This is a genomic window from Saccharothrix australiensis (assembly GCF_003634935.1).
Lineage (GTDB): Bacteria > Actinomycetota > Actinomycetes > Mycobacteriales > Pseudonocardiaceae > Actinosynnema > Actinosynnema australiense.
This window is the reverse complement of the sequence record NZ_RBXO01000001.1, coordinates 7504778-7527887: the sequence shown is the minus strand read 5'-3', so window position 1 is coordinate 7527887 and position 23110 is coordinate 7504778. Positions and strand designations below refer to the sequence as shown.

Annotated in this window: 21 protein-coding genes; 15 read left to right on the top strand and 6 right to left on the bottom strand. The window is 74.5% G+C overall.

Annotated features, from left to right (window positions below; all coding sequences use genetic code 11):
- Nucleotides 1-420: 420 nt before the first annotated feature.
- From alr to C8E97_RS32075, 4 genes are all read left to right on the top strand, one after another.
- Nucleotides 421-1521, top strand: coding sequence for an alanine racemase (alr, locus tag C8E97_RS32090; RefSeq protein ID WP_246019297.1), 1101 nt, complete (start codon nucleotides 421-423; stop codon nucleotides 1519-1521).
- Complete coding sequence (locus C8E97_RS32085) at nucleotides 1518-2621, top strand: alpha/beta fold hydrolase (protein ID WP_170212050.1); 1104 nt, start codon at nucleotides 1518-1520, stop codon at nucleotides 2619-2621. The genes alr and C8E97_RS32085 overlap by 4 nt, the downstream gene beginning before the upstream one ends.
- The gene (tsaE, locus tag C8E97_RS32080; protein ID WP_425470634.1) at nucleotides 2618-3070 is read left to right on the top strand and encodes a tRNA (adenosine(37)-N6)-threonylcarbamoyltransferase complex ATPase subunit type 1 TsaE; all 453 of its coding nucleotides are present in this window, start codon (nucleotides 2618-2620) and stop codon (nucleotides 3068-3070) included. The genes C8E97_RS32085 and tsaE overlap by 4 nt, the downstream gene beginning before the upstream one ends.
- A gap of 440 nt (nucleotides 3071-3510) precedes the next feature.
- Complete coding sequence (locus C8E97_RS32075; protein WP_121000639.1) at nucleotides 3511-4716, top strand: IS110 family RNA-guided transposase; 1206 nt, start codon at nucleotides 3511-3513, stop codon at nucleotides 4714-4716.
- A gap of 133 nt (nucleotides 4717-4849) precedes the next feature.
- Here C8E97_RS32075 and C8E97_RS32070 read toward each other — a convergent pair whose 3' ends face one another.
- The 3 genes from C8E97_RS32070 to C8E97_RS32060 are packed head-to-tail and all read right to left on the bottom strand — an operon-like array spanning nucleotide 4850 to nucleotide 6874.
- On the bottom strand, nucleotides 4850-6175 hold the full coding sequence (locus C8E97_RS32070) for an acyl-CoA synthetase (RefSeq protein ID WP_121009719.1): 1326 nt from the start codon (nucleotides 6173-6175) through the stop codon (nucleotides 4850-4852).
- Nucleotides 6176-6209: 34 nt separating this feature from the next.
- Nucleotides 6210-6515, bottom strand: a complete 306-nt coding sequence (locus tag C8E97_RS32065; protein WP_121009716.1) for a thioredoxin family protein — start codon at nucleotides 6513-6515, stop codon at nucleotides 6210-6212.
- Nucleotides 6503-6874: a MerR family transcriptional regulator gene (locus C8E97_RS32060; RefSeq protein ID WP_121009713.1), complete on the bottom strand. Its 372-nt coding sequence runs from the start codon at nucleotides 6872-6874 to the stop codon at nucleotides 6503-6505. The genes C8E97_RS32065 and C8E97_RS32060 overlap by 13 nt, the downstream gene beginning before the upstream one ends.
- Nucleotides 6875-6945: 71 nt before the next feature.
- On the opposite strand from C8E97_RS32060, the gene tsaB reads away from it, so the two are divergent.
- Genes tsaB through tsaD form a run of 3 tightly spaced genes read left to right on the top strand, consistent with a single transcriptional unit; the run spans nucleotide 6946 to nucleotide 9117 of the window.
- The gene (tsaB, locus tag C8E97_RS32055) at nucleotides 6946-7614 is read left to right on the top strand and encodes a tRNA (adenosine(37)-N6)-threonylcarbamoyltransferase complex dimerization subunit type 1 TsaB (RefSeq protein ID WP_121012837.1); all 669 of its coding nucleotides are present in this window, start codon (nucleotides 6946-6948) and stop codon (nucleotides 7612-7614) included.
- Nucleotides 7611-8069: a ribosomal protein S18-alanine N-acetyltransferase gene (gene rimI / locus C8E97_RS32050; protein WP_121009710.1), complete on the top strand. Its 459-nt coding sequence runs from the start codon at nucleotides 7611-7613 to the stop codon at nucleotides 8067-8069. Before tsaB ends, rimI begins: the two co-directional genes overlap by 4 nt.
- Complete coding sequence (gene tsaD, locus C8E97_RS32045) at nucleotides 8062-9117, top strand: tRNA (adenosine(37)-N6)-threonylcarbamoyltransferase complex transferase subunit TsaD (RefSeq protein WP_121009707.1); 1056 nt, start codon at nucleotides 8062-8064, stop codon at nucleotides 9115-9117. Before rimI ends, tsaD begins: the two co-directional genes overlap by 8 nt.
- Here tsaD and C8E97_RS32040 read toward each other — a convergent pair.
- Entirely contained in the window at nucleotides 9058-12207 is a 3150-nt protein-coding gene (locus C8E97_RS32040; protein WP_121009703.1) for an ATP-binding protein, read from the bottom strand. The two genes, tsaD and C8E97_RS32040, sit on opposite strands and share 60 nt — an antisense overlap.
- A gap of 113 nt (nucleotides 12208-12320) precedes the next feature.
- Between C8E97_RS32040 and C8E97_RS32035 the strand changes: the two genes are divergently transcribed.
- Nucleotides 12321-13181 (top strand): NAD(P)-dependent oxidoreductase, encoded by an 861-nt coding sequence (locus tag C8E97_RS32035; RefSeq protein ID WP_121009700.1) that lies wholly within the window; start codon nucleotides 12321-12323, stop codon nucleotides 13179-13181.
- Between the two features lie 145 nt (nucleotides 13182-13326).
- Here C8E97_RS32035 and C8E97_RS32030 read toward each other — a convergent pair whose 3' ends face one another.
- The gene (locus C8E97_RS32030; RefSeq protein ID WP_121009697.1) at nucleotides 13327-14832 is read right to left on the bottom strand and encodes an alkaline phosphatase D family protein; all 1506 of its coding nucleotides are present in this window, start codon (nucleotides 14830-14832) and stop codon (nucleotides 13327-13329) included.
- Nucleotides 14833-15264: 432 nt separating this feature from the next.
- Between C8E97_RS32030 and groES the strand changes: the two genes are divergently transcribed.
- Nucleotides 15265-15558, top strand: coding sequence for a co-chaperone GroES (groES, locus tag C8E97_RS32025; protein WP_033428811.1), 294 nt, complete (start codon nucleotides 15265-15267; stop codon nucleotides 15556-15558).
- Between the two features lie 89 nt (nucleotides 15559-15647).
- Nucleotides 15648-17273, top strand: coding sequence for a chaperonin GroEL (gene groL / locus C8E97_RS32020; protein ID WP_121009694.1), 1626 nt, complete (start codon nucleotides 15648-15650; stop codon nucleotides 17271-17273).
- A 428-nt stretch (nucleotides 17274-17701) separates the two neighbouring features.
- On the opposite strand, the gene C8E97_RS32015 is transcribed toward groL, so the two are convergent.
- A complete protein-coding gene (locus C8E97_RS32015; RefSeq protein WP_121009691.1) occupies nucleotides 17702-17998 on the bottom strand; it encodes a WhiB family transcriptional regulator in 297 nt (98 codons plus the stop codon).
- Nucleotides 17999-18279: 281 nt separating this feature from the next.
- Between C8E97_RS32015 and C8E97_RS32005 the strand changes: the two genes are divergently transcribed.
- From C8E97_RS32005 to C8E97_RS31985, 5 genes are all read left to right on the top strand, one after another.
- Nucleotides 18280-19353, top strand: a complete 1074-nt coding sequence (locus tag C8E97_RS32005) for a MerR family transcriptional regulator (RefSeq protein WP_246019450.1) — start codon at nucleotides 18280-18282, stop codon at nucleotides 19351-19353.
- 119 nt (nucleotides 19354-19472) lie between these two features.
- Nucleotides 19473-20510: a hypothetical protein gene (locus tag C8E97_RS32000; protein ID WP_147455291.1), complete on the top strand. Its 1038-nt coding sequence runs from the start codon at nucleotides 19473-19475 to the stop codon at nucleotides 20508-20510.
- An 80-nt stretch (nucleotides 20511-20590) separates the two neighbouring features.
- Entirely contained in the window at nucleotides 20591-21187 is a 597-nt protein-coding gene (locus C8E97_RS31995; RefSeq protein ID WP_015805222.1) for a response regulator transcription factor, read from the top strand.
- A 254-nt stretch (nucleotides 21188-21441) separates the two neighbouring features.
- Entirely contained in the window at nucleotides 21442-22014 is a 573-nt protein-coding gene (locus C8E97_RS31990) for a sigma-70 family RNA polymerase sigma factor (protein ID WP_121009685.1), read from the top strand.
- An 84-nt stretch (nucleotides 22015-22098) separates the two neighbouring features.
- The gene (locus tag C8E97_RS31985) at nucleotides 22099-22923 is read left to right on the top strand and encodes an anti-sigma-D factor RsdA (RefSeq protein WP_246019296.1); all 825 of its coding nucleotides are present in this window, start codon (nucleotides 22099-22101) and stop codon (nucleotides 22921-22923) included.
- Nucleotides 22924-23110: the final 187 nt, after the last annotated feature.

Here is a 23110-nt window from a genome sequence, read left to right as displayed (position 1 = left end):
CGGACCAGCTGCGACACCGCAGGCCACAGCAACGCTGCGAGCTACACCTCATTACGCGTACACCGCACGCTTTCCGCCCTACGCGCACACCGAACGTCCATCACCCCATGCGTACACCGCACGCTCACCGCTTGGGCGTGGTGCTGACGAGCTTTGAGGAGATCGACGCGCACGTCGGGCATTGGGGCGGCGCACCGCGGGCATTGGGGCGCGCACCGCGACGCCGGTGGAGTTCGGGGAGCGGCGGATGGCGGTCTCGGTGGATGGCGGGCTCGGCGATGGCGAGCCGGGCGTACCCCGGTGTGGAGCACCCCCCGACTGACAGCCAAGCACAGGGGTACGACACAGGCGGGTGAGTGGCACCGACACGCGGCCTCCCGGCGGGGCGCGGTGGGTGGTTGTGTCACCATGAACGGTGTTATGGCTGCTCTCCGCGCTGAGGTCGTGATCGACCTCGACAACCTCCGACACAACGTTTCGCTCCTGGCCGGCCTCGCGCCGCGTGCCGAGACGATGGCCGTGGTGAAGGCCGACGGGTACGGGCACGGGGCGGTCGAGGTGGCCAGGGCCGCGCTGGAGTCCGGGGCTTCCTGGATCGGCGCCTGCTCGCTGGGCGAGGCACTCGCCCTCCGGGAGGCGGGCATCACCGCACCCGTGCTGGCGTGGCTGGACCTGCCGGGGACGGACTACGCGCCCGGCGTCGCCGCCCGCGTCGACCTGTCCGTGTCGTCGGCGCGGCAGCTGGCCGAGGTCGCCGAGGCCGCCCGCGCGGTGGGCGTGGAGGCCCGCGTCCACCTCAAGATCGACACGGGGCTGTCGCGCAACGGCTGCCGGCCGGAGGAGTGGTCCGCCCTCGTGGAGAAGGCCGCCGCCACGCCCGAGGTGCGGGTGCACGCCGTGTGGACGCACCTCGCCTGCGCCGACGAGGTCGGGCACCCCGCCACGGACGCCCAGGCCGAGCGGTTCGACGACGCCTACCGCGAGGCCGTCGCCGCCGGGCTGTCGCCGCTGCGGCACGTCGCCAACTCGGCGGCCCTGCTCACCCGGCCGGACCTGCACTTCGACCTCGTCCGGCCGGGCATCGCGGTGTACGGGCTCAACCCGGTGCCGCAGCCGTTCGACCTGCGACCCGTGATGACGTTCCGGTCCTCGGTGGCGCTCACCAAGCGCATCCCGGCCGGCGAGTCCGTCTCCTACGGGCTCAGCTGGACGGCCGGCGCCCCGACCACGCTGGCCCTCGTGCCCGTCGGTTACGGGGACGGCGTGCCGCGCACCCTCTCCCACCGGATGCACGTCTGGCTGGCGGGCAGGCGGCGGCCGGTGGTCGGGCGGGTGTGCATGGACCAGGTCGTGGTGGACTGCGGTGACGACGTCGTGGCGGAAGGGGACGAGGTGGTGTTGTTCGGGACGGGCGAGCGCGGCGAGCCGACCGCCCGCGAGTGGGCCGACCTCGCCGGGACCATCGACTACGAGATCGTCACCGGCATGCACCGGCCGCGCGTCACCCGGACCTACCGGTGAACTCGCTGTGGAAGGCCGCCGGCTGGGCGGGCGGCATCCTCGGCGCGGCGGCGACCGGTGTCGCGGTCGGGTTGGCGGCGAACAACAAGAAGGTGTCCCACGACCGGCGCGCGGACGACCCGCTGGCGGACGAACCGCTCGGCCGGCTGACGCCCAGCCGGGAGTCGACGGTCGCGGCGGACGACGGCGTGCCGCTGTCGGTCGAGGAGGTCGACCCGCTCGACGGCGGCGAGCCCGAGCTGACCGCGGTCCTGGTGCACGGGTTCGCGCTCGACCGGCGCTGCTGGCACTTCCAGCGGCGCGACCTCGCGAAGCTGGCCGAACCCAGGGTCCGCCAGGTGCTCTACGACCAGCGCGGCCACGGGCGGTCCGGGCGGTCGGGCGCCGAGTCCAGCACCATCGAGCAGCTGGCGCGCGACCTGGACTCCGTGCTGCGGGCGGTCGTGCCGACCGGGCCGCTGGTGCTCGTCGGGCACTCGATGGGCGGCATGACGATCATGGCGTTGGCCGAGCAGCGGCCGGAGCTGTTCGCCGACCGGGTGCGCGGCGTCGCCCTGATCGGCACGGCGGCGGGAGCGGTCGGCGGCGCGGGGCTGCCCAAGTCGGTGCTGTCCCGCTACAACCCGGTCACGCTCGGCGTCGGCCGGCTGGCCGGGCTCCAGCCCGGCCTCGTGGAGTGGGTCCGCCGGCGGGCGAGCGCCCTGACCTGGAGCGGCATCCGGGCGCTCGCGTTCGGCGACCGCGAGGTCAGCCCCTCGCTGGTCGACCTGATGGAGCGGATGATCGGCGGCACGACGGTCCAGGTGCTGACCGACTTCCTGGAGACCCTGGGCACGCACAACCGGTACAAGGCACTGGCCGGCCTCCGGCACTGCGAGGTGCTGGTGATCAGCGGCGACGCGGACCGCATGACGCCGTTCTCGCACGCCGAGCGGATGGCCGAGGAGATGCCGCACGGTGAACTCGTCCGCGCCTCCGGCGCGGGGCACATGGTGATGATGGAGCAGCCCGACCTGGTGACCGGGCACCTGGTCGGCCTGGTGCGGCGCAGTGCCGACGAACGGGCGGAGAGCAGGCGGCGGTGGTGGCGACGAGCGTGACCCTCCCGAAGGTGGAGGACACGGAGGAGTTCGGGCGCAGGCTCGGCGGGCTGGTGCGCGGCGGTGACCTGCTGCTGCTGGCGGGTCCGCTCGGCGCGGGCAAGACGGCCCTGGTCCGGGGGCTGGCGGACGGCCTGGGGGTCAACGGGCGGGTCAGCTCGCCGACGTTCGTGATCGCCCGCGTACACGACCCCGCGCCCGGCGGTCGCGGCGTGCCGCTGGTGCACGTCGACGCCTACCGGCTGGGCGGGCGCCTCGACGAACTCGACGACCTGGACCTGGACACCGACCTGGTGGACGCGGTCGTGGCCGTCGAGTGGGGCGAGGGGGTGGCGGAACGCCTGTCCGAGGACCACCTGCTGATCAAGCTGGAGCGGCACGACGACGACGTCCGCACGGCGCACCTCGTGCCGCACGGCTCGTGGGCCGAGCGCCCGCTCCCGGTCTAGCGCCGGGCGGGAGCGCTCCCACGGCGCGCCTCGACGGGACGCCGGTCCACCTCGACGGGGGCACCGGCCCCCGAGGACCGGAGCGAATGGCCGGTGCCTCTCGGGAGCCGGAGCCTCGACCGGGCCGCTGGTCCCGCCTGAGGACCGGAGCCTCGGCGGGGTGCCGGCGCCTCCCGCGCGGGCCGGCCGCGACCGGGGCCGCCGGTTCCCCCCGTTACCTTTTTCGTAGCTCCTGATCAAGGAGTTGTGGTCGCCGGGTCCGGCATGACTGACGCCCCCAGTCGAAGGCATGATCCGGGGGGTGGTGTCACCGGACCCGGTGGCATCGCCGGACCGCTGATAGGGACACGGCCGCCCGCCGGGCAGGTCTCGTCGTAACGTGGGTGCCGGCCTGCGATGCCCACCGCGCGACCACCCGCGACGAACGAACGGCACGACCGATGACCAGTACTTTCGGGGTGTTCCTCGGCCTGGACGTGGGCAAGGGCGAACACCACGCCGTGGGCTTGGACCCCGCCGGGAAGCGGCTGCACGACGCACCGCTGCCCAACAGCGAACCGAAGCTGCGCGCGTTGTTCGACAAGCTCGCCGTCCACGGGCCGCTGCTGGTGGTGGTCGACCAACCCGCCACGATCGGGGCGCTGCCGGTCGCGGTGGCCCGCGCGGCCGGTCACCGGGTGGCCTACCTGCCCGGTCTGGCCATGCGCCGCATCGCCGACCTCTACCCCGGCCGGGCCAAGACCGACGCCCGCGACGCGTTCGTCATCGCCGACGCCGCCCGGAGCCTGCCGCACACCCTGCGCCCGGTCGACGTCGGTGACGACGCCCTGGCGGAGCTGGACGTGCTGGTCGGGTTCGACGACGACCTGGCCGGCGAGGCCACCCGGATCGCCAACCGCATCCGCGGCCTGCTCACCGGCGTCCACCCCGCCCTGGAACGCGCCATCGGCCCCCGCATCACCCACCCGGCGGTGCTGGAGATCCTGTCCCGCTGCGGCGGCCCGACCGGCATCGCCAAAGCTGGCCGCCGCAAACTCACCGCGATCGCCACCGCACACGCGCCCCGCATCGGCGAGGAGCTGGTCGCCACGATCCTGGCCGCGCTGGACGAACAGACCGTCACCGTTCCCGGCACAACGGCAGCGGACACCGTGCTGCCGCGTCTGGCCGACAGCCTGAAGACCGTTCTCCTGCAACGCAAACAGGTCGCCGCCGAAGTCGAAGGGATACTCGATGCGCACCCTCTCGCCGGGGTCCTGACCTCCATGCCCGGCATCGGGGTCAGGACCGCAGCCCGCATCCTGCTCGAGATCGGCGACGCCTCGGCCTTCAAGTCCTCCGGGCACCTGGCCGCCTACGCCGGCATCGCCCCCGTCACCCGCAGCTCCGGCAGCAGCATCAAGGGCGAACACCCGGCCCGCACCGGCAACCGCAAACTCAAACGCGCGTTCTTCCTCGCCGCGTTCGCCGCCCTCTCCGACCCGACCAGCAGGGCCTACTACCAGCGCAAACGAGACCAGGGAAAGAAACACAACGCCGCCCTGATCTGCCTGGCCCGACGACGCTGCGACGTCCTGTTCGCCATGCTCCGCACCAAAACCCACTACCGACACCCCGAGACCACTTCTGCCCCGGCTGCGGCTTGACAACCACATAGGGACACCCCCCCCGGACGCCGGTACCGCAACCGGGCCGCCGGTCCCTCCGGACGCCGGCACCGCGCGGGCGCCGGGCCTCCCGACGACCGGTCGCGCCGACCGCGCCCCGTGCGCGGCCGGTTCACCGCAGTTCCCGCTTCAACACCTTGCCCATGTCGTTGCGCGGCAACGCCTCCAGGAAGCGGACCACCCTCGGCCGCTTGTGCGGGGTGAGCAGCCGGGCCACGTGGTCGGCCAGCTCCTCCTCCGCCGGCCGCGCCCCCGAGGCCACCACCCACGCGACGACGCGTTCGCCGAGGTCGTCGTCCGGCTCGCCGGTCACCGCCACCTCGGCCACGCCGGGGTGCTCCAGCAGGGCGTTCTCCACCTCGCCCGCGCCGATCTTGTAGCCGCCGCTCTTGATCAGGTCGGTCGCCCGCCGACCCACGATCCGCAGGTACCCGTCCGGCTCGACCACGGCCAGGTCGCCGGTCCGGAACCAGCCGTCCGCGAACGCCTCGCGCGTCGCGTCCGGCCGGTTCAGGTACTCCAGGAACAGGTTCGGCCCGCGCACCTCGACCTCGCCCGGCTCGTCGCCGACCACCCGCACCTCGACCCCGTCCAGCGGCGGGCCGACCGTGCCCGGCCTGCGGTCGCCCGAGGCGCGCACGCTGGTGATCATCAGCGTCTCGGTCATGCCGTACCGCTCGACCACCCGCTGCCCGGTCGACGCCTCGATGCGCTCGTGCAGCGCCGCCGGCAGCGGCGCGGACCCCGACACCAGCAGCCGGGCCTTCGCGAACGACGCCGCGTGCTCGGGCGCGCCGGCGATCCGGTGGTACATCGTCGGCACCCCGAACAGCATCGTGCCGACGGTGTCCAGCGCCTCCGCCGCCGCCGCGACGCCGAACGCCCCGAGGTGGTGCGCCGTCCCGCCGCGCCGCAGCGGCCCGAGCACCCCGACGACCAGCCCGTGCACGTGGAACAGCGGCAGCCCGTGCACCACGACGTCGTCGGCGGTCCACTCCCACGCCGCGGCCAGCGCGTCCAGGTTGGCCGCCAGCGCCCGGCGCGGCAGCACCACGCCCTTCGGCGGCCCGGTGGTGCCCGAGGTGTAGACGACCAGCGCGGGCGCCTCGCCGTCCGGTTCGGGCAGGTCGACCGGGGAGCCGCCGGGCAGCGCGTCGTCGATCACCAGGTCGGGCGCGCTGTCGGACAGGATGTGCGCCAGCTCCCGCTCGCCGAGCTTGGGGTTCAGCGGCACCACCGGCACACCCGCCAGCAGCGCGCCGACCACGGCCACGCAGGTGCGCACGTCCGGGCGGGCCCACACGGCGACCCGCCGCCTGCCCACCAGGCCGCAAGCCACCTCGCGGGCCCGTGCGGCGAGTTCGGCGTAGGTCAGCTCGTGGTCGGGGAACCGGAGGGCCACCTTCGCGGGCGGCGCGGCGAGTGCGGGCAGCAGCATCCACCCACCTTGGCCGCCGCCCGCGCGGCACGCATCACAGATGTGGTTCGAGCCACGACATCAGCTGCTGCTTCGGCCGCGCGCCGACGAGCTGCGCCACCAGCTCGCCGTCGCGGTAGAGCTGGAGCGTCGGCATGCCCATCACGCCCCGGTCGCGGGCGGTGCGGGGGTTCGCGTCCGTGTCGATCTTGGCGAACCGGACGTCGGCCAGCTCGTCGTCCAGCTCCGCCAGCACCGGTTCGATCATCCGGCACGGCGGGCACCAGCTCGCGGTGAACTCCACGAGCACCGCCCCGTCCCGGATGCCCTCGGCGAACGTGTCGTCGGTCAGCGCGTGCACGGGCGTCTCCTCTGTTCGGCCTGGTCGAGTTGCGCGCGCACCCGCTGCCTGGCCTCCTCCAACCGGGCGATGCACTCGTCCAGCTCGGCGAGCTTGCGCCGGTACACCGCGACGGACGCGGGGCACGCGTCGCCGCTGGGGTGGCCGGTCCGCAGGCACTCCACGAACGGCCGGGTGTCCTCCAGCGCGAACCCGATCCCGGTCAGCGACCGGATCTCGGCGACGAGCCGCAGGTCCTGCTCGTCGTACTCCCGCTGCCCGTTGGCCGTCCGCCGCGCGGTGAGCAGACCCAGGGACTCGTAGTAGCGCAGCGCCCTGGTGGTCGTCCCACCCCGCCTTGCCAGTTCACCGATGCGCACGATGCCGATCCTCCGACTTGACGCCCACGTCAAGTCCAGTGTGCTTCAGGACACCCGTACCCTTGACCCTCGTGCTAGTGCTCGCTCTGGACACCGCGACCCCCGCGGTCACCGCAGGCGTCGTCGAGTTGACCTCCGACGGCCCCCGTCTCCTCGCCCAACGGGTCACGGTGAACGCCAAGGCGCACGGTGAACTGCTGACACCCCACCTGCTGGCGGCGCTGGCCGACGCGGGCCGCGCGCCGGCCGACCTGGACGCCGTCGTGTGCGGCTCGGGCCCCGGCCCGTTCACGGGCCTGCGGGTGGGCCTGGCCACCGCCGCCGCCCTCGGTCAGGCGCTCAACCGGCCCGTCTACCCGGTGCCCACCCCGGACGCCATCGCGCTGGACGCCGCCACCGGCCGGCCGCTGCTGGTGGCCACCGACGCCCGGCGCAAGGAGGTGTACTGGGCCGCCTACGACGCCGCCGGCCGCCGCACGGACGGCCCGCACGTCGACCGCCCCGCCGACGTGCGGGACAAGATGCCCCCGGTCGCCGAGGCCGCCGGCGAGGGCGCCCGCGCCTACGCCGACGTGCTCGGCCTGCCCGTGGTCGACGCCACGTACCCGTCGCCGACGTCGCTGGTCGCCGTCGCCGCCGAGGAGCTGCTCTCCGGCGCCCGCCCCGCCGCCCTGACGCCGCTGTACCTGCGGCGGCCCGACGCGGTCGAGCCGGCCGCCCGCAAGCGGGTGACGCCATGAGGGGCGGCACGGTCACCATCGCGCCGCTGCGCCACGAGGACGCCGCGCGGTGCGCCGAGATCGAGCACGAGGTGTTCCCCGGCGACGACCCGTGGAGCGAGCAGGCGTTCCGCGCCGAGCTGGACAACGGCAACTACTACGTCGGCGCGTACGTCGACGGCGAGCTGGTCGGCTACGCCGGGCTGGGCGTCACGGACTTCGAGTCGTCCGTCCACACCATCGCCGTGGTCGCCGACCGGCAGGGCGACGGCATCGGCCGGGCGCTGCTGCGGACCCTGCTGGCCGAGGCCGACCGGCGCGGGCTGCCGGTGTTCCTGGAGGTCCGCACGGACAACGCCCGCGCGATCTCCCTCTACCTGGCGCACGGCTTCGAGCACCTGGGCCTGCGCCGCCGCTACTACCAGCCGTCGGGCGCCGACGCCTACACGATGGGAAGGCCCGCCAACCGTGACTGACCGGCTCATCCTCGGTATCGAGAGCTCGTGCGACGAGACGGGCGTCGGCATCGTCCGGCTCGGCCCGGACGGCGCGCTGGAACTGCTCGCCGACGAGGTCGCCTCCAGCGTCGAGGAGCACGCCCGGTTCGGCGGCGTCGTGCCCGAGGTCGCCTCGCGGGCGCACCTGGAGGCGATGACGCCGACCATGCGCCGGGCCGTGGAGCGGGCCGGGGTCGCGCTGTCGGACGTCCACGCCATCGCCGTCACGGCGGGTCCGGGACTGGCGGGCGCGCTGCTGGTCGGCGTGTCGGCCGCCAAGGCGTACGCGGCGGCGCTGGACAAGCCCCTCTACGGCGTGAACCACCTGGCGGGCCACGTCGCGGCGGACACCCTGGAGCACGGTCCGCTGCCCGAGCGGTGCGTGGCGCTGCTGGTGTCCGGCGGGCACTCGCAGCTGCTGCTGGTCGAGGGCGGACTGGCGGGCCGGATCACCGAGATCGGGTCCACCGTGGACGACGCGGCGGGCGAGGCGTACGACAAGGTCGCGCGGCTGCTCGACCTGCCCTATCCGGGCGGCCCGCCGATCGACCGGCTGGCCAAGCAGGGCGACGGGTGCGCGATCGCGTTCCCGCGCGGCCTGACCGGGCCGCGCGACGCCAAGTACGACTTCTCCTTCTCCGGCTTGAAGACCTCCGTCGCGCGCTGGGTCGAGCGGTGCGAGCGGGCGGGCGAGGAGGTGCCGCTGGCGGACGTCGCCGCGTCGTTCCAGGAGGCCGTGGCGGACGTGCTGACCGCCAAGGCGGTCCGGGCGTGCCGGGACCTCGGCGTGGGCACGATGGTGATCTCCGGCGGCGTCGCGGCGAACTCGCGGCTGTCCGGCCTGGCCGCCGAGCGGTGCGCCGAGGCCGGTGTCGAGCTGCGCGTGCCCCGGCCCCGGCTGTGCACCGACAACGGCGCGATGATCGCGGCGCTGGGCGCGCACCTGGTGGCGGCGGGCGCGAAGCCGTCACCGCTGGACCTGTCCACCACGCCGGGGCTGCCGGTCGGCACCGTCCAGCTCCGCTAGCCCCTGCCGGTGGGCCAGGTCGAACCGCCGGTCGCCCAGCGCCGCGCGGGCGGCGGCGGTGATCCGGTCCACGTCGCCGCGCTCGGCCGCCGGCAGCGGCACGCCCACCGACCGCCGGTGCGCGGCGGCGAGGCCGAGCAGGCGCGCGGCTTCCGCGTGCCTGCCGGCGAGGGCCTCCGCGCCGGCCAGCCCCTCCAGCCCCAACGCGATCGCGCGCGGGTCGCCGGTCCGCCGGGCCAGCTCCAGCCCCCGCTCCTGGAGCGCGCGGGCGGTCTCGGCGTCGCCGCGCAGCTCGGCGACGAAGCCGCGCTCGGCCAGGACCAGCGTCGCGCCCGCCTCGAACCCGACCTGCCGGTGCCACTCGTGCACGCGCAGCAGCAGCCGCTCGGCCTCGTCCAGCAGGCCCTCCCGGCGCGCGCCGAGCGCCAGGCCGATCTCCGCGTACACCCGCGCGGGTGAGAAGCCCTGGTCGGCGGCCAGGGCGCGGGCCCGCTCGTGGCACGCGCGGGCCCGCGCGAAGTCCTTCCGCAGCAGCGCGACCCGGCCCAGCCAGGACAGCGTGTAGGACACCTCGGGCCACGACTGGAGCTCCTCGGCCAGCCGCAGGCCCTCCTCGTGCACCCGCGCGGCCTCCGCGTAGTCGCCGGTCAGCTGGGCCAGCGTGCCCAGGGCGAACGCCGCCTGGAGCCGGCCCCACCGGTCGCCCAGCTCGGCGAACGTCCGGGCCGCCCGCGCGGCGGCGTCCCGCGCGGCGGCGAAGTCGCCCCTGGTCATCGCCTGGCTGAACCGGTCGCAGAGCGCCGCCGCCGCGCCCCAGTCGTCGCCGCGGGCCCGGAACTCGGCGTAGGCGCGCTCGGTGAGCCGTTCGCCGGTCGCCATGTCGCCGACCGTGGACAGCACGTAGCCGAGGAACCACCGGGCCCGCGGGTCGGTGACGGCGTCGGCGTCGAACGGCTCGACCGCGTGGCCCGCGAGCACCGTGAAGCCGGTCCGCCACGGCCCGGTGAGGTGGCGGCGCGCCTCGTGCACGCGCCCGCGCAGGAACCAGTACCAGGCGAGGCTGGGCGCGAAACCGGGCGCGAGGTCGAGCGCGGCGCGCAGGTTGGCGGTGTCGGCGTCCAGGCGGCGCAGCCAGGTGAGCTGGTCGGGGCCGCGCAGCTCGGGGTCGGCGCGCTCGGCGAGGGACCGGTAGTGCGCGGCGTGCCGTGCGCGGACGGCGTCGTGCTCGCCCGCGTCCCGGAGGCGTTCGCGGCCGTAGTCGGACACCGATTCGAGCAGGCGGTAGCGGGGGTGCGGGCCGTGGTCGGGCGCGACCACGAGGGAGCGGTTGACCAGGCCGGTGAGCAGGTCGAGGACATCGTCGGGGCGGACGTCGCCGCCCGCGCAGATCGCCTCGGCCGCCTCCAGGTCGCAGCCCTCGACGGTGACGGACAGGCGGCGCAGGACCGTCCGCTCGGGCTCGGTGAGGAGGTCCCAGCTCCAGTCGATCAGGGCGCGCAGGGTGCGCTGGCGCGGCGGTGCGTCGCGGTGGCCGGTGGCGAGCAGGCGGAACCGGTCGGCCAGGCGGTCCAGCAGCGCCTCGACGCCCAGGGCGCGGACCCTGGTGGCGGCCAGTTCGAGCGCGAGCGGCAGCCCGTCGAGCCGGCGGCAGATCGCGGCGACGGTGTCCTCGTTGTGCGGTCCCAGGGTGAAGCCGGGCGCGGCGGCGGTGGCCCGCGCGGCGAACAGGCGGACCGCGTCGGGCAGGTCCAGCGGCGGCACGGCCCAGACGGTCTCGGCGGCCAGCCCCAGCGGCTCCTGGCTGGTGGCCAGCACCCGGAGGCCGGGCGCGGCGCGGAGCAGCCGGGACACCAGCCGGGCGACCGGCTCCACCAGGCGCTCGCAGTTGTCCAGGACCAGCAGGAGCTCGCGGTCCCGGACGACCTCCGCGACCCGGTCGGCGAGGCGGTCGGGCGCGGCGGGCGCGAGTGGCGCGGTGAGTGCGCCGGGTGCGGGGGGTGCGCCCGATGCGGGTGACGTGGCGGGCGTGGTGGGAGGCGTGGCGAGCGCGATGGGTGTGGCGGGTGCCGGCGGTGTTGTGGGTGCCGGCGGTGTGGCGGGTGCGGGCGGCGCGAACCCGCCCGCCGCGTCCTCGCGGATGCCGAGGGCGCCGGCGATCGCGGTGGCGACCGGGTCCAGGCCCGCGGGGTCGGCGCGGTCCAGGCCGGCCAGCTCCACCAGCCACGCGCAGCCGTCGCCCGCGTCGGCCACCGCCCGCGCGACCTCCACCGCGAGCCGGGTCTTGCCGACACCGCCCGGCCCGGTGAGCGTGACCAGCCGGGACGCGGCCACCAGCGCGCCGACCTCGCGGACCGCCCCGGCGCGCCCCACCAGCGCGGTGACGGCCGCGGGGAGGTTCGTGCGCGGCCGGGGCACGTCGTGGTCGAGCAGCGCCCGGTGCACGGCCACGAGCTCCGGGCCCGGCTCCAGCCCCTGCTCGTCCGCCAGCCGCCGGCGCAGGTCCGCGTAGCTCTCCAGCGCCTCCACCTGCCGCCCGGCGAAGTACAGCGCCCGCATGTGCAGGCCGCGCAGCCGCTCCCGCAGCGGGTGCCGCGCCACCTCGTCGGCCAGGGACACCGGCAGCCCGGACGCGAGCCGCGCCTCCGCCCGGTCCTCGACCGCGGTCAGCCGCTCCTCGGCCAGCCGCCGCGCGAACCCGACCGCGAACGGCTCGTCGCCGAACTCCGCCAGCGGTTCGCCGCGCCACAGCGCCAGCGCGCCGTCGTAGTCGCGCACGGCGAGCCGCGCCCGGAAGTCCAGCAGGTCCGACGACGCGGCGTCGACCCGCAGCGCGTAGCCCGGCGGCTCGCGGGTGACCACGTCCCGCCCGAGCACCCGGCGCAGCGCCGACACCTTGGTCTGGAGCGTGTTCGCGGGGTTGCCCGGCGGACGGCCGCCCCACAGCGTGCGGCCGAGCCGCTCCACCGACACCGGCTCGCCCTCGGCGACCAGCAGGTGCGCCAGCAGCGCCCGGACCTTCACCTCCGGCACGCGGACTGGTGTCCCGTCCGCCGCCCACACCGCCAGGGGCCCCAGCACGCCGAATCGCACGCGACGACGTTAACCCGCGCGCCGGGCGGGCCACCCGCAGCCGACCCGCAGGAAACCCGCAGCGCCGCCCGGCAGGCTCGACCGCAACGACGAGGAACACGGGAGAACAACGGATGAGCACGCCGCTGACGCTGATCGGACTGGGCCCGATGGGGCAGGCGATGGTCGCGAAGTTCCTGGCGAACGGCCACCCCACGACGGTGTGGAACCGGACCGCGAGCCGCGCCGACGGGGTGGTGGCCCTGGGCGCGACGCGGGCGGCCACCGTGCGGGAGGCGGTGGACGCGAGCAAGCTGATCGTCCTGAGCCTGACCGACTACGCCGCGATGTACGACATCCTCGACGGGCAGTCGATCGCCGGGAAGACGATCGTGAACCTCAGCTCCGACACCCCCGCGCAGACCCTCAAGGCCGCCGCCTGGGCCGCCGAGCGGGGCGCGGAGCTGCTGGCGGGCGGGGTGATGGTGCCCGCGCCGCTGGTCGGCGAGGAGGGCGCGTACGTCTTCTACAGCGGGCCGCGGGCGGTCTTCGACGAGCACCGCGACACCCTCGCGGTCATCGGCCGGCCCGACCACCTCGGCGAGGACCACTCGCTGGCCCAGCTGTTCTACCTGGCGCAGCTCGACTACTTCCTGACCACGCTGGGCGGGCTGCTGCACAGCTTCGCCCTGGTGCGCAGCGCCGGCGTGCCGTTCGCGAAGTTCGCGCCGTACCTGAAGGACAACGCCGACTCGATGTCGATGTACCTGGAGGAGACGGTCCGGAACCTCGAGGAGGGGGAGTACCCCGGCGACCTGGCGAACATCGTGATGATGGGCGCGACGGCCGACCACGTGGTGGGCGCGAGCGAGGCGTCCGGTGTGGACGACGAGCTGCCGAAGGCGATCCAGTCGCTGTACCGGCGCGGCATCGCGGCCGGTCGGGGCCACGAGAACTGGACGGCCCTCTACGAGGTGATCAAGCCGGCCGGGTGACCGCCGCCCCCGCGCGGCGGGGGAGCGGGGGGCGGTGCGCGGCGCCGGGCCACGACCCGGCACCGCGCACGCCCGGAAAGGCCGGGCCGCGCGCCCGGAACGGCTCGATCGCGCACGCCCCGCCGGCCGGCTCGACCGGTCGCGATCAGACCGGGTTCAGGCCGGGGTTGCGGTCCTCCACCACGAACGACTTGAGCGTCACCGCCGCCGCGCCCGGCGTCCGCACGTACGGCAGCGTCCGGAAGTCCGCCCGCACCTCCCGCGCCGAGAACCGGGTCCGCACGTACCCGCGCCGCCTGCTGTGCAGCTTGATGTGCGGGTTGAGCCGCAGCTGCGTCTCGTCGACGGTGTCGTTGCCGTCGCCACCGGACGTGACCGAAGTGCACACCAGCTCGGTGCCCACGGTCCGCGACGTCAGGTCGTTCCAGTCCGCCTTGATGTCCGCCGCGTAGTGCGCGTGCACGTCACCGGTCAGCACCACGGTGTTGCGCACGCCGGCGTCCACCCAGCCGCGCGTCACGCGGTCCCGCGACGCCAGGTAGCCGTCCCAGGAGTCCATCGACACCTCCTTCTCCGGCCCGTCCTTGCGGTCGCGCTCGGCGAAGAACACCTGCTGCCCCAGCACGTCCCAGCGCGACCGCGACCGCCGGAACCCGTCCAGCAGCCACGCCTCCTGCTCCGCGCCGGTGATCGTCCGGTTCGGTGAGCCCGCGTCCGCGCACGTCTTCCAGCCGTCACCGCACGCCTGGTCGTCGCGGTACTGGCGGGTGTCGAGCATGTGGAACGTCGCCAGGTTGCCCCACCGCACCCGCCGGTACAGCCGCATGTCGCCGCCGTCGGGCCGCGCGCCCCGCCGCAGCGGCATGTTCTCGTAGTACGCCTGGAACGCCGCCTCGCGCCGCCGCGCGAAGTCCGGGTCCGGCTGCTCGGGCACGTCGTCCGCCCAGTTGTTCTCCAACTCATGATCATCCCAGACCACCAGCCACGGTGCGACGGAGTGCGCGAGCTGGAGGTCGGCGTCGGTCTTGTACTGGGCGTGCCGCAGCCGGTAGTCGGCCAGCGTCCGCGTCTCCGGCCCCACGACGGCCCGCGCGTCGGACGCCTTGCCCGCGTACTCGTACTGGTAGTCGCCCAGGTGCAGCACCAGGTCCGGGTCGTCCTCGGCGAGCCGCCGGTACGCGGTGAAGTAGCCCTCGCCGAAGTGCGCGCAGGACGCGAAGCACATGGTCAGGTCCGGCCCGAGGGCCCACGGCTCGGGCGCGGTCCGGGTGCGGCCGACCGGCGAGACGTGCCGGTCGGCGCGGAACCGGTAGAAGTACTCGCGGCCGGGCCGCAGCCCGAACGGCTCCACGTGCACGCTGTGCGCCGACTGCGGCCGGGCGAGTTCGACCCCGCGCCGCACCACCCGGCGGAACCGCTCGTCCTCGGCCAGTTCCCAGTGCACGGGGACGACCCGGTTGGGCATCCCGCCGAGGCCGTCCTCGGCCAGCGGCCGCGGCGCGAGCCTCGTCCACAGCACCACGCCGTCGTGGGAGGGGTCGCCGGAGGCGACGCCGAGCGTGAAGGGGTCGTCGAGCCTGGCGAATCCCGCGCCCGCCGTGGCCAGGGCCACGCCGCCGATGATCAGTGAACGTCGTGTCACGGAGGTCATGGGTCCAGACCGTCGCCCACGCGGGTGGCGAGCGGGTGAACGGCGGCGTGCCGGGAGGAGGCGGGCACGGCTCGGGTGGGCCGGCGCGGGCGGTCCCGCCGACCGCGCCGGGACGACCGTCCCGCGTGGCGGAACGCCGGCGTGCGGCCGAAGCGGCGGGCCCGACCCGACGGACGGGCCCGTGACCTCGCCTTACGGGGCGCGGCAGGCCCGCGGTGGTGCGGTTTTCGCCCCGGCGCGACCGGGTCCGCCGACCGGTTCGCGTTTCACCATCCGGGGGTACTGGCAGGGGTTCGTTGAAGCGTTGGCACTCGCATGGGTAGAGTGCTAGATGCACGGCGCCAGCAACCGCCCCGACCCCCGCGACGGCGGGGTGGCAGGAGCCGTAAACGCAACCTGCCAACGCTTTCGACGACCGTGGAGGTCAGCCCGGTGAGCGTGAACATCAAGCCGCTCGAGGACAAGATCGTCGTCCAGGCCAGCGAGGCCGAGACCACGACGGCTTCCGGCCTTGTGATCCCGGACACCGCGAAGGAGAAGCCCCAGGAGGGCAAGGTCCTCGCGGTGGGCCCCGGCCGGATCGACGACAAGGGCAACCGCGTCCCGGTGGACGTGGCTGTCGGCGACGTCGTCATCTACTCCAAGTACGGCGGCACCGAGGTCAAGTACAACGGCGAGGAGTACCTCATCCTCTCCGCCCGCGACGTGCTGGCCGTCATCAACTGACGTTCGGCTGACACGCAAGACGCCCCGGCGCCCCCTTCTCGAACCCGGGGATACCGGGGCGTTTCGCGCATCTGAGAGAGGCTCAGGCAATGCCCAAGCAGATCAGCTTCGACGAGGACGCTCGTCGGGCCCTTGAGCGCGGCGTGAACAAGCTGGCGGACACGGTCAAGGTGACCCTCGGTCCGCGCGGCCGGCACGTGGTGCTCGACAAGAAGTTCGGCGGGCCGACGGTCACCAACGACGGCGTGACCATCGCCCGTGAGATCGAGCTGGAGGACGCGTTCGAGAACCTCGGCGCGCAGCTGGCGAAGAGCGTGGCCACCAAGACCAACGACGTGGCCGGCGACGGCACGACGACCGCGACCGTGCTCGCCCAGGCGATGGTGCGGGTCGGTCTGCGCAACGTCGCCGCGGGCGCGAACCCGACGTCCCTCGGCCGCGGCATCCAGGCCGCCGCCGACGCCGTCGTGGACGCGCTGAAGGCCAAGGCCACCCCGGTCAAGGGCCGCGACAACATCGCCCAGGTGGGCACCGTGTCGTCGCGCGACGCGTCGATCGGCAACCTGCTCGGCGAGGCCATCGAGAAGGTCGGCGAGGACGGCGTGATCACCGTCGAGGAGTCCTCGACGCTGGCCACCGAGCTACAGATCACCGAGGGCGTGCAGTTCGACAAGGGCTACATCTCGGCGCACTTCGCGACCGACCTGGAAGCGCAGGAGACGGTGTTCGAGGACGCCCGCATCCTGCTCCACCGGGAGAAGATCAGCGCCCTGGCCGACCTGCTGCCGATCCTGGAGAAGGTGGCCGAGGCGGGCAAGCCGCTGGTCGTCATCGCCGAGGACGTCGAGGGCGAGGCGCTGTCCACCCTGGTGGTCAACGCCCTGCGCAAGACGCTCCGCGTGGTCGCGGTCAAGGCGCCGTACTTCGGCGACCGGCGCAAGGCGTTCCTGGACGACCTGGCCGTCGTCACGGGCGCGCAGGTCATCTCCGCCGAGGTCGGCCTGAAGCTGTCCGAGGCCAACCTGGACGTGCTGGGCTCGGCGCGGCGCATCGTGGTGTCGAAGGACAACACCACGATCGTCGACGGCGCGGGCACCAAGGCCGACGTGGCGGCGCGCGCGGAGCAGCTGCGCCGCGAGATCGAGGCCACCGACTCCGACTGGGACCGCGAGAAGCTCCAGGAGCGGCTCGCGAAGCTGTCCGGCGGCATCGCGGTGATCAAGGTCGGCGCGGCCACCGAGACCGAGCTGAAGGAGCGCAAGCACCGCATCGAGGACGCGGTGGCGGCGACCAAGGCGGCGGTCGAGGAGGGCATCGTGCCCGGCGGCGGCTCGGCCCTGGTCCACGCGTCGAAGGTGCTCGACGGGGACCTCGGCCTGACCGGTGACGAGGCGACCGGCGTCGCGGTGGTCCGCGAGGCGCTGGGCTCGGCGCTGTTCTGGATCGCGGCGAACGCGGGCCTGGAAGGCGCGGTCGTGGTCAACAAGGTCCGCGAGCAGGAGTGGGGCCACGGCCTCAACGCGGCCACCCTGGTCTACGGCGACCTGCTGGAAGCGGGCATCATCGACCCGGTCAAGGTCACGCGCTCGGCCGTCTCGAACGCCGCTTCCATCGCCCGCATGGTGCTCACCACGGAGAGCGCCGTCGTGGAGAAGAAGGAAGAGGAGCCCGCCGGGGGCGCGGGTCACGGCCACGGTCACGGCCACGGCCACTGACCAGGTCGCTCACCGGCCCTGCTGAACTGAACGCACGACCCGGCCGATCGCACGGCCAGGCTGACCGCACGGCCAGGCCGATGGCACAGCCCGGCCGATCGCACGACGCGCGAAGGGGCGGCACCCACGAGGTGCCGCCCCTTCGTCGTCCGCCGACCCGGCGGGTGGCCCGTCGACCCTGGTCACCGACCCGTGGCGGGTGTGGCGGGCCCTCGGCCCGTGGCCGGTCGCGGACGGCTCGGACCCGGCCCGGCTTCGGCGGCTGCCGACCCTGCGCCCGCCGGGCTCGGTCGTGGGTGACGAGCGCCCGGCCCCAACCGGCCCGGCTCCGCCCGCCGGTGGCCGGGGGCCGACCCCGGAACGGCGAAGGGGCGGCCTCCACCGACGCCGCCCCCTTCCGCGTGCGCGCCTCCCGCGCCGCGCACGCGTCAGGTCAACGCCAACTGCCGCTTGCGGGCCTTGATGATGCTGTCCCGCTCGGACTCCGAGAGCCCGCCCCAGATCCCGTACGGCTCCTGCACCGCCAGCGCGTGCCGCCGGCACATCTCCAGCACCGGGCACGACAGGCACACGGCCTTCGCCCGCGCCTCCCGCCTGGCCCGCGCCGGGCCGCGCTCACCGTCCGGGTGGAAGAAGAACGCGCTGTCCATCCCGCGGCACGAGCCGCGCATCTGCCAGTCCCACAGGTCGGCGTTGGGACCGGGAAGCCTTCGGGTGTCCGCCATCGAGACCGCCTCCTTGGCCCACTGACGTGAACTGCTCCATTCGGCTTAACGATGATCCACCGTAGAACCGCGCCAAAACTTGTTCAAGGGGGTCGGCGGCAGAAAATGCCAATTCATTCGATGGGTGATCAGCCCCCGCCACCCCAGGAGTTGCCCGTGACGGCAGGTGAACGGACCATGTCACCGTGACGACGCCACCCGAGCACCCCTCGGCGACGCCCGACGTGGAGCAGGAAACCGTTGTGGCGGAAGAGGACCCCGCGCATTCGGTGACCCTGTCGGTGGCCGCGGTCGCCCGCCGGCTCGGCGTCGCGCCCGCCACGCTCCGCACCTGGGACCGCCGGTACGGGCTGGGTCCCAGCGATCACACAACCGGGCGACATCGGAAGTACGCACCGAACGACGTGGCCCGGCTGGAGCTGATGCAGCGGGCCCTGCTGCGGGGCGCGTCGAGCGCCGAGGCGGCCAAGTACGCCCTCGCCACGCCCGTACCGCAGCCCCGCCTGCTCGGCCGCACGCCGCCGCCCGCCCAGACGTCCCCGCCGCCGTCCCCTGCGCAGCCCGCGCCGCCGAGCGCGCCGCCGCCCCCCGCGTCGCCACCGCCCGCGCTCGCGGTGCCGTTCCCCGCGCCGCCCCCGCCCGGCTCGTCGTCCTCGCCCGTCCCACCTCCGTCACCGGTCCTGGCCTGGGGCGAGTTCGACGCCGACGCGCCGCCCGCGGGCGGCCGGGGGCTGAAGCTGCCCGGCGCGAGCCGGTTGGCGCGGGGCGTGGGCCGGGCGGCGCTGGCGATGGACTCGTCCGCCGTCCAACTGCTGCTCGCCGACTCGATCGCCCAGGACGGGATCATCGCCACCTGGGACGACGTGGTCCGGCCGGTGCTGGCCGGCATCGCGTCCCGGTGGGAGCACTCCGGCGCGGGCGTCGAGGTGTCGCACCTGCTGGACGAGTGCGTGCTGGCCGCGATGGTCCGCGCGACGCCGGTCGTCGCCGAGCCGCGCAACCACCGGCCGGTGCTGCTGGCCTGCATGCCCGAGGAGCGGCACAACCTGCCGCTCTACCCGTTGGCCGCGGTGCTCGCGGAGCGCGGCGTCGGCGTCCGCCAGCTCGGGGCGGCCCTCCCGCTGGACGCCCTGTCGTCGGCCGTGCGCCGGACCGCCCCGTCGGCCGTGGTGCTGTGGGCGCAGCTCCCGCGCTACGCCGATCCGGGCGCGGTGTCGGCGCTGCCGCGCACCCGGCAGCAGGTGCGGGTGTTCGTCGGCGGGCCGGGCTGGGCGCGGGGTGTGGTGCCGTCGCCCGCCGAGCGAATCAACGACCTCGCCGAGGCGGCGGACGCCATCGAGCGCGCCGTCTGCTGACCGGCCGCCCGCCGTCGGCCACCGCCCTGGTGGATAGCGGCTTCGTCGACAGCGGCCTCGCGGACAGCGGCTTCGCGGACAGCGGCCTCGCGGACAGCGGCTTCGCGGACAATGGCCTCGTGGAACCACTGCGCGCCGCGGCGTTCGGCGACCGCCCCGGCGCCGACGTGTGGCACGCGACGGCGGGCGACCCCGAGGAGCGCTGGCTCGCCGCCGTCGTGCTGGGCGGCCAGGGGCACTACGCCGCCGCGTCGGCGCTGCTGCACCCGCTGGTCCGGTCCGGTGATCGACTGATCGCGTCCCTGGCGGCCTCCACGCTCGCCTCGCACCGCCGCCAACTGGGCGGCCACGCCGCCGCGCGCAAGCTCGACGCCCTGGCCCTGGCGACCGCGCCCGCCCACGACGAGGGCGGCGTCGACCGCCTGCCGGGCGATCGCCCGAACCGGTGGCCGGCGGTCGACCGGTGCGCCGACGTCCCGCCGGGCGCGGACCGGGACGGCATGGGCCGGGACGGCGTGGACCGGGGCCGAGCGGATCGGGACGGCGTGGACCGGGACGGGGTGGACGCGGCGGGCGCCAGGGCCGACGCCCTGCTCGGCCTGGCGGCCGACGCCCTGGGCGCGGGCCGGCTCGTGGAGGCCCGGCGGCTGCACGCCCGCGTCGAGGCGCGGAGTTGGCGCACCGCCGTCCGCGCGCACTGGGTCGCCGCCGAGATCGAGCTGGCGAGCGGTCACGCCGAGCGAGCGGTCGCGCCCGCCGAGGCCGCCGCGGCCCGCGCGGAAGCGGCGGGCGCTTTGCGACACATCCTCAAATCCCGCCTCGTCCTGGGGACCGCGCTGGTGGTGTGGGGGACACCCGAAAGCGTCGAGCGGGGCGCGCGACTGCTGCATTGTGACCTAAATCACACTGACCGACACGAACTTTTCTCGTTGTCCTGGCCAACGGCGTTCGTGCTCCTGACCAGCCCGATCGTCCGCAATCCTGCGGAGATCGAGAGTATCCGGAAATCCGCCGCCAACGCTCTGAGCTGCGTGTTACGCAGAGCTGATCCGATCAGCCGACGGATCGCGGCACACTCTCCGTGGATACCGACGGCGCTGCTCCGTTCCGGGGAACCCCCGAACGCAGACCCCGAGACGAACTTCTTGACGGATTAAGCACCGGATCGTGTCAAGGTTCTGCCCCTAGCGTCCGATAGGGGAAGAGGAACGTCACTCGGCTGCAGGAAGGAGTCCCCGTGACCACGGTCCTTATTTGCGACGACCGGCGCAGTGTGCGGGAGGGTCTCACCCGCGTGATGTCGGCTGTCCCAGGGGTTAGCCGCATCGACTGCGTAGCGCACGGTGACGAGTTGTTGGCGCGCTTCTCCAGGCAGCCGGTGGACGTGGTGCTGGTGGGAACCCAGCGCGCCGTCCCGACCGGCGTGGAGGCGACCCGGCGGCTCGTATCGGCCAACCCGCAGGCAAACGTCATCGTCTTCGGCGCGCCGGACGACGCGGGCAGCATCGCCGCGGCCATCGCCGGTGGCGCGCGCGGCTACCTCCGCTGGGACGCCTCGCGCCCCGAGCTGGTCGCCGCGCTCGCCCACACGCTGGCGAGCACCTCGGTTCCCGCGCCGCGGCAGCCGTCCGATCCGGGGGTCCAGCTCACCGAGCGGGAACTCCAGGTGCTGCGCGGGATGAGCCAGGGCAAGAGCAACGGGCAGATCGGGCGCGAGCTGTACCTGTCCGAGGACACCGTCAAGACCCACGCGCGCCGGCTGTTCCGCAAGCTCGGCGTGCGCGACCGCGCCCAGGCCGTCGCGCACGGCTTCCGGCGCGGCCTCGTGTCGTAAGGCCGGTCGCGCCGGTCGTCGGACCGGTCGCGCCGGCACTCTCCTTCCTCCGGTCAGCCCGGTGACGCTCGACGTCGCCGGGCTGGTTCGTTCGTTCGGGCGTGTCGGCAGGTCATAGGGGGTCTTTGGACCCCATTCGCGAACAACCGGTCCCCGGACCGGTACGGTAAGTGTCACCGGTACGGGCGACGCCGATCGTCCCGTGCCGTTCGTTGTCGGTACGCCTACGCGTAACACCAGGGCTGTTGTCTGCGATGACCAACTTGGGGGACGGACTGGACGCCGAAGTGGGCGCGGCCGTCGATGGCGACCGCCACGCGATCGAGCGGCTGCTGGCATCCATACGTCCCCTGGTGGTGCGGTACTGCCGTGCCCGAGTCGGAAGGCAGGAGAGGTCTTTCGCTTCGGCGGACGACGTGGCCCAGGAGGTGTGTCTCGCGGTGCTGACGGCCCTGCCCAGCTATCGCGACCAGGGTCGGCCGTTCTTGGCGTTCGTCTACGGGATCGCAGCGCACAAGGTAGCCGACGCGCATCGCTCCGCCGCCCGGAACCGGTCCGAACCGGTACCGGAGGTCCCGGACGCCCCCGAGACGGAAGCGGGCCCGGAGCAGCGGGCCATGCAGGGCGAGCTGTCGGGCCGGATGGCCCAGCTCTTGAAGATCCTTCCGGAGAAGCAGCGGGAGATCCTGCTGCTCCGAGTGGTCGTCGGCCTGTCGGCCGAGGAGACCGCCGACGCGGTCGGCTCCACGCCGGGCGCGGTGCGGGTGGCGCAACACCGCGCCTTGGCCCGCCTCCGCAAGACACTGGCAGCGGAGGAGGTGGTCTGAGTGGCCGACCAGCACGAGAAGGGCGATGGAGAAGTCGTGCGCGGACGAGATGAGAGAACCCCGCTCACTTCGGATGACCCCCTGGTGGAGCCGGGCGACGACCTCGCGGGCATCCGGGCGGACGACGCGCTGCTGGACGCGCTGGGCGGGCGCGGCGGGACCGACGCGCTGGTCGACGACGAGCTGAACGCGCTGCTGCTCGCGTGGCGCAGGGAGGTCGACAGCCGGCCGATGGGCGAGCTGGTCGACACCGACACCGCCGTGGCGACGATCGCCGCGGCCCGTCCCCAGCCGCGCAGGCACCGCTTCCTGATCCCGCTGGCGAGCGCCGCCGCCGTGCTCGCGATCGCGTTCACCGGCGTCAGCCTGGTCGCCCGCGACGCTCGACCGGGTGACACGCTGTGGGGTCTGACCAGGGTTCTGTACTCCGAGCACGCACGATCCGTCGAAGCCGCCGTGACCGTGCGGACCGACCTGGAGACCGCGGGCGCCGCGCTGCGCGCCGGCCGGTACGGGGAGGCCCGCGACCTGCTGAACAAGGCGGGCGAGGTGCTGCCCTCGATCTCGGTGGACGACGGCAAGGCCGACCTCAAGCAGAAGCACGACTCGCTGGTGCGCGAGCTGACCAGCACCACGCCCGCGCCGTCGAACACGACGGCCGCGCACACGCCGTCCCCCGCGCCGCCGCTCGTGCCGACGCGGCCGAGCGAGCGCCCGTCGGCGTCCGAGCCGCCGGCGCCGACGACCACCACGACGACGACCACGCCGCCGACGACCACCACGACGACCGTGCCGACCACGGACGGCACGGCCGTCCCGCCGCCGGTGAGCGGGCAGCCGCCGGCCGGCGAGCCGCGCCACAGCCCCGGCACGAACACCGGGACGAACACGGAGCCCACGACCAACTGACGCCGGCGGACGGACCCCGCCCACACCCTCCGCCGCGAGGGCGCGGGCGGTGGCGTTCCAGGCGGGGGAGTGCTCGGGCACCGGTCCCGGTCCACGACGGGGAGCGGGCCCGGCGTTCGAGCGGGGTCCGCTGTCCCAGGCCGGGTGGCTGCGGCCCGGTGGTCGGAGTCCGCGACCGGGTGGCCCC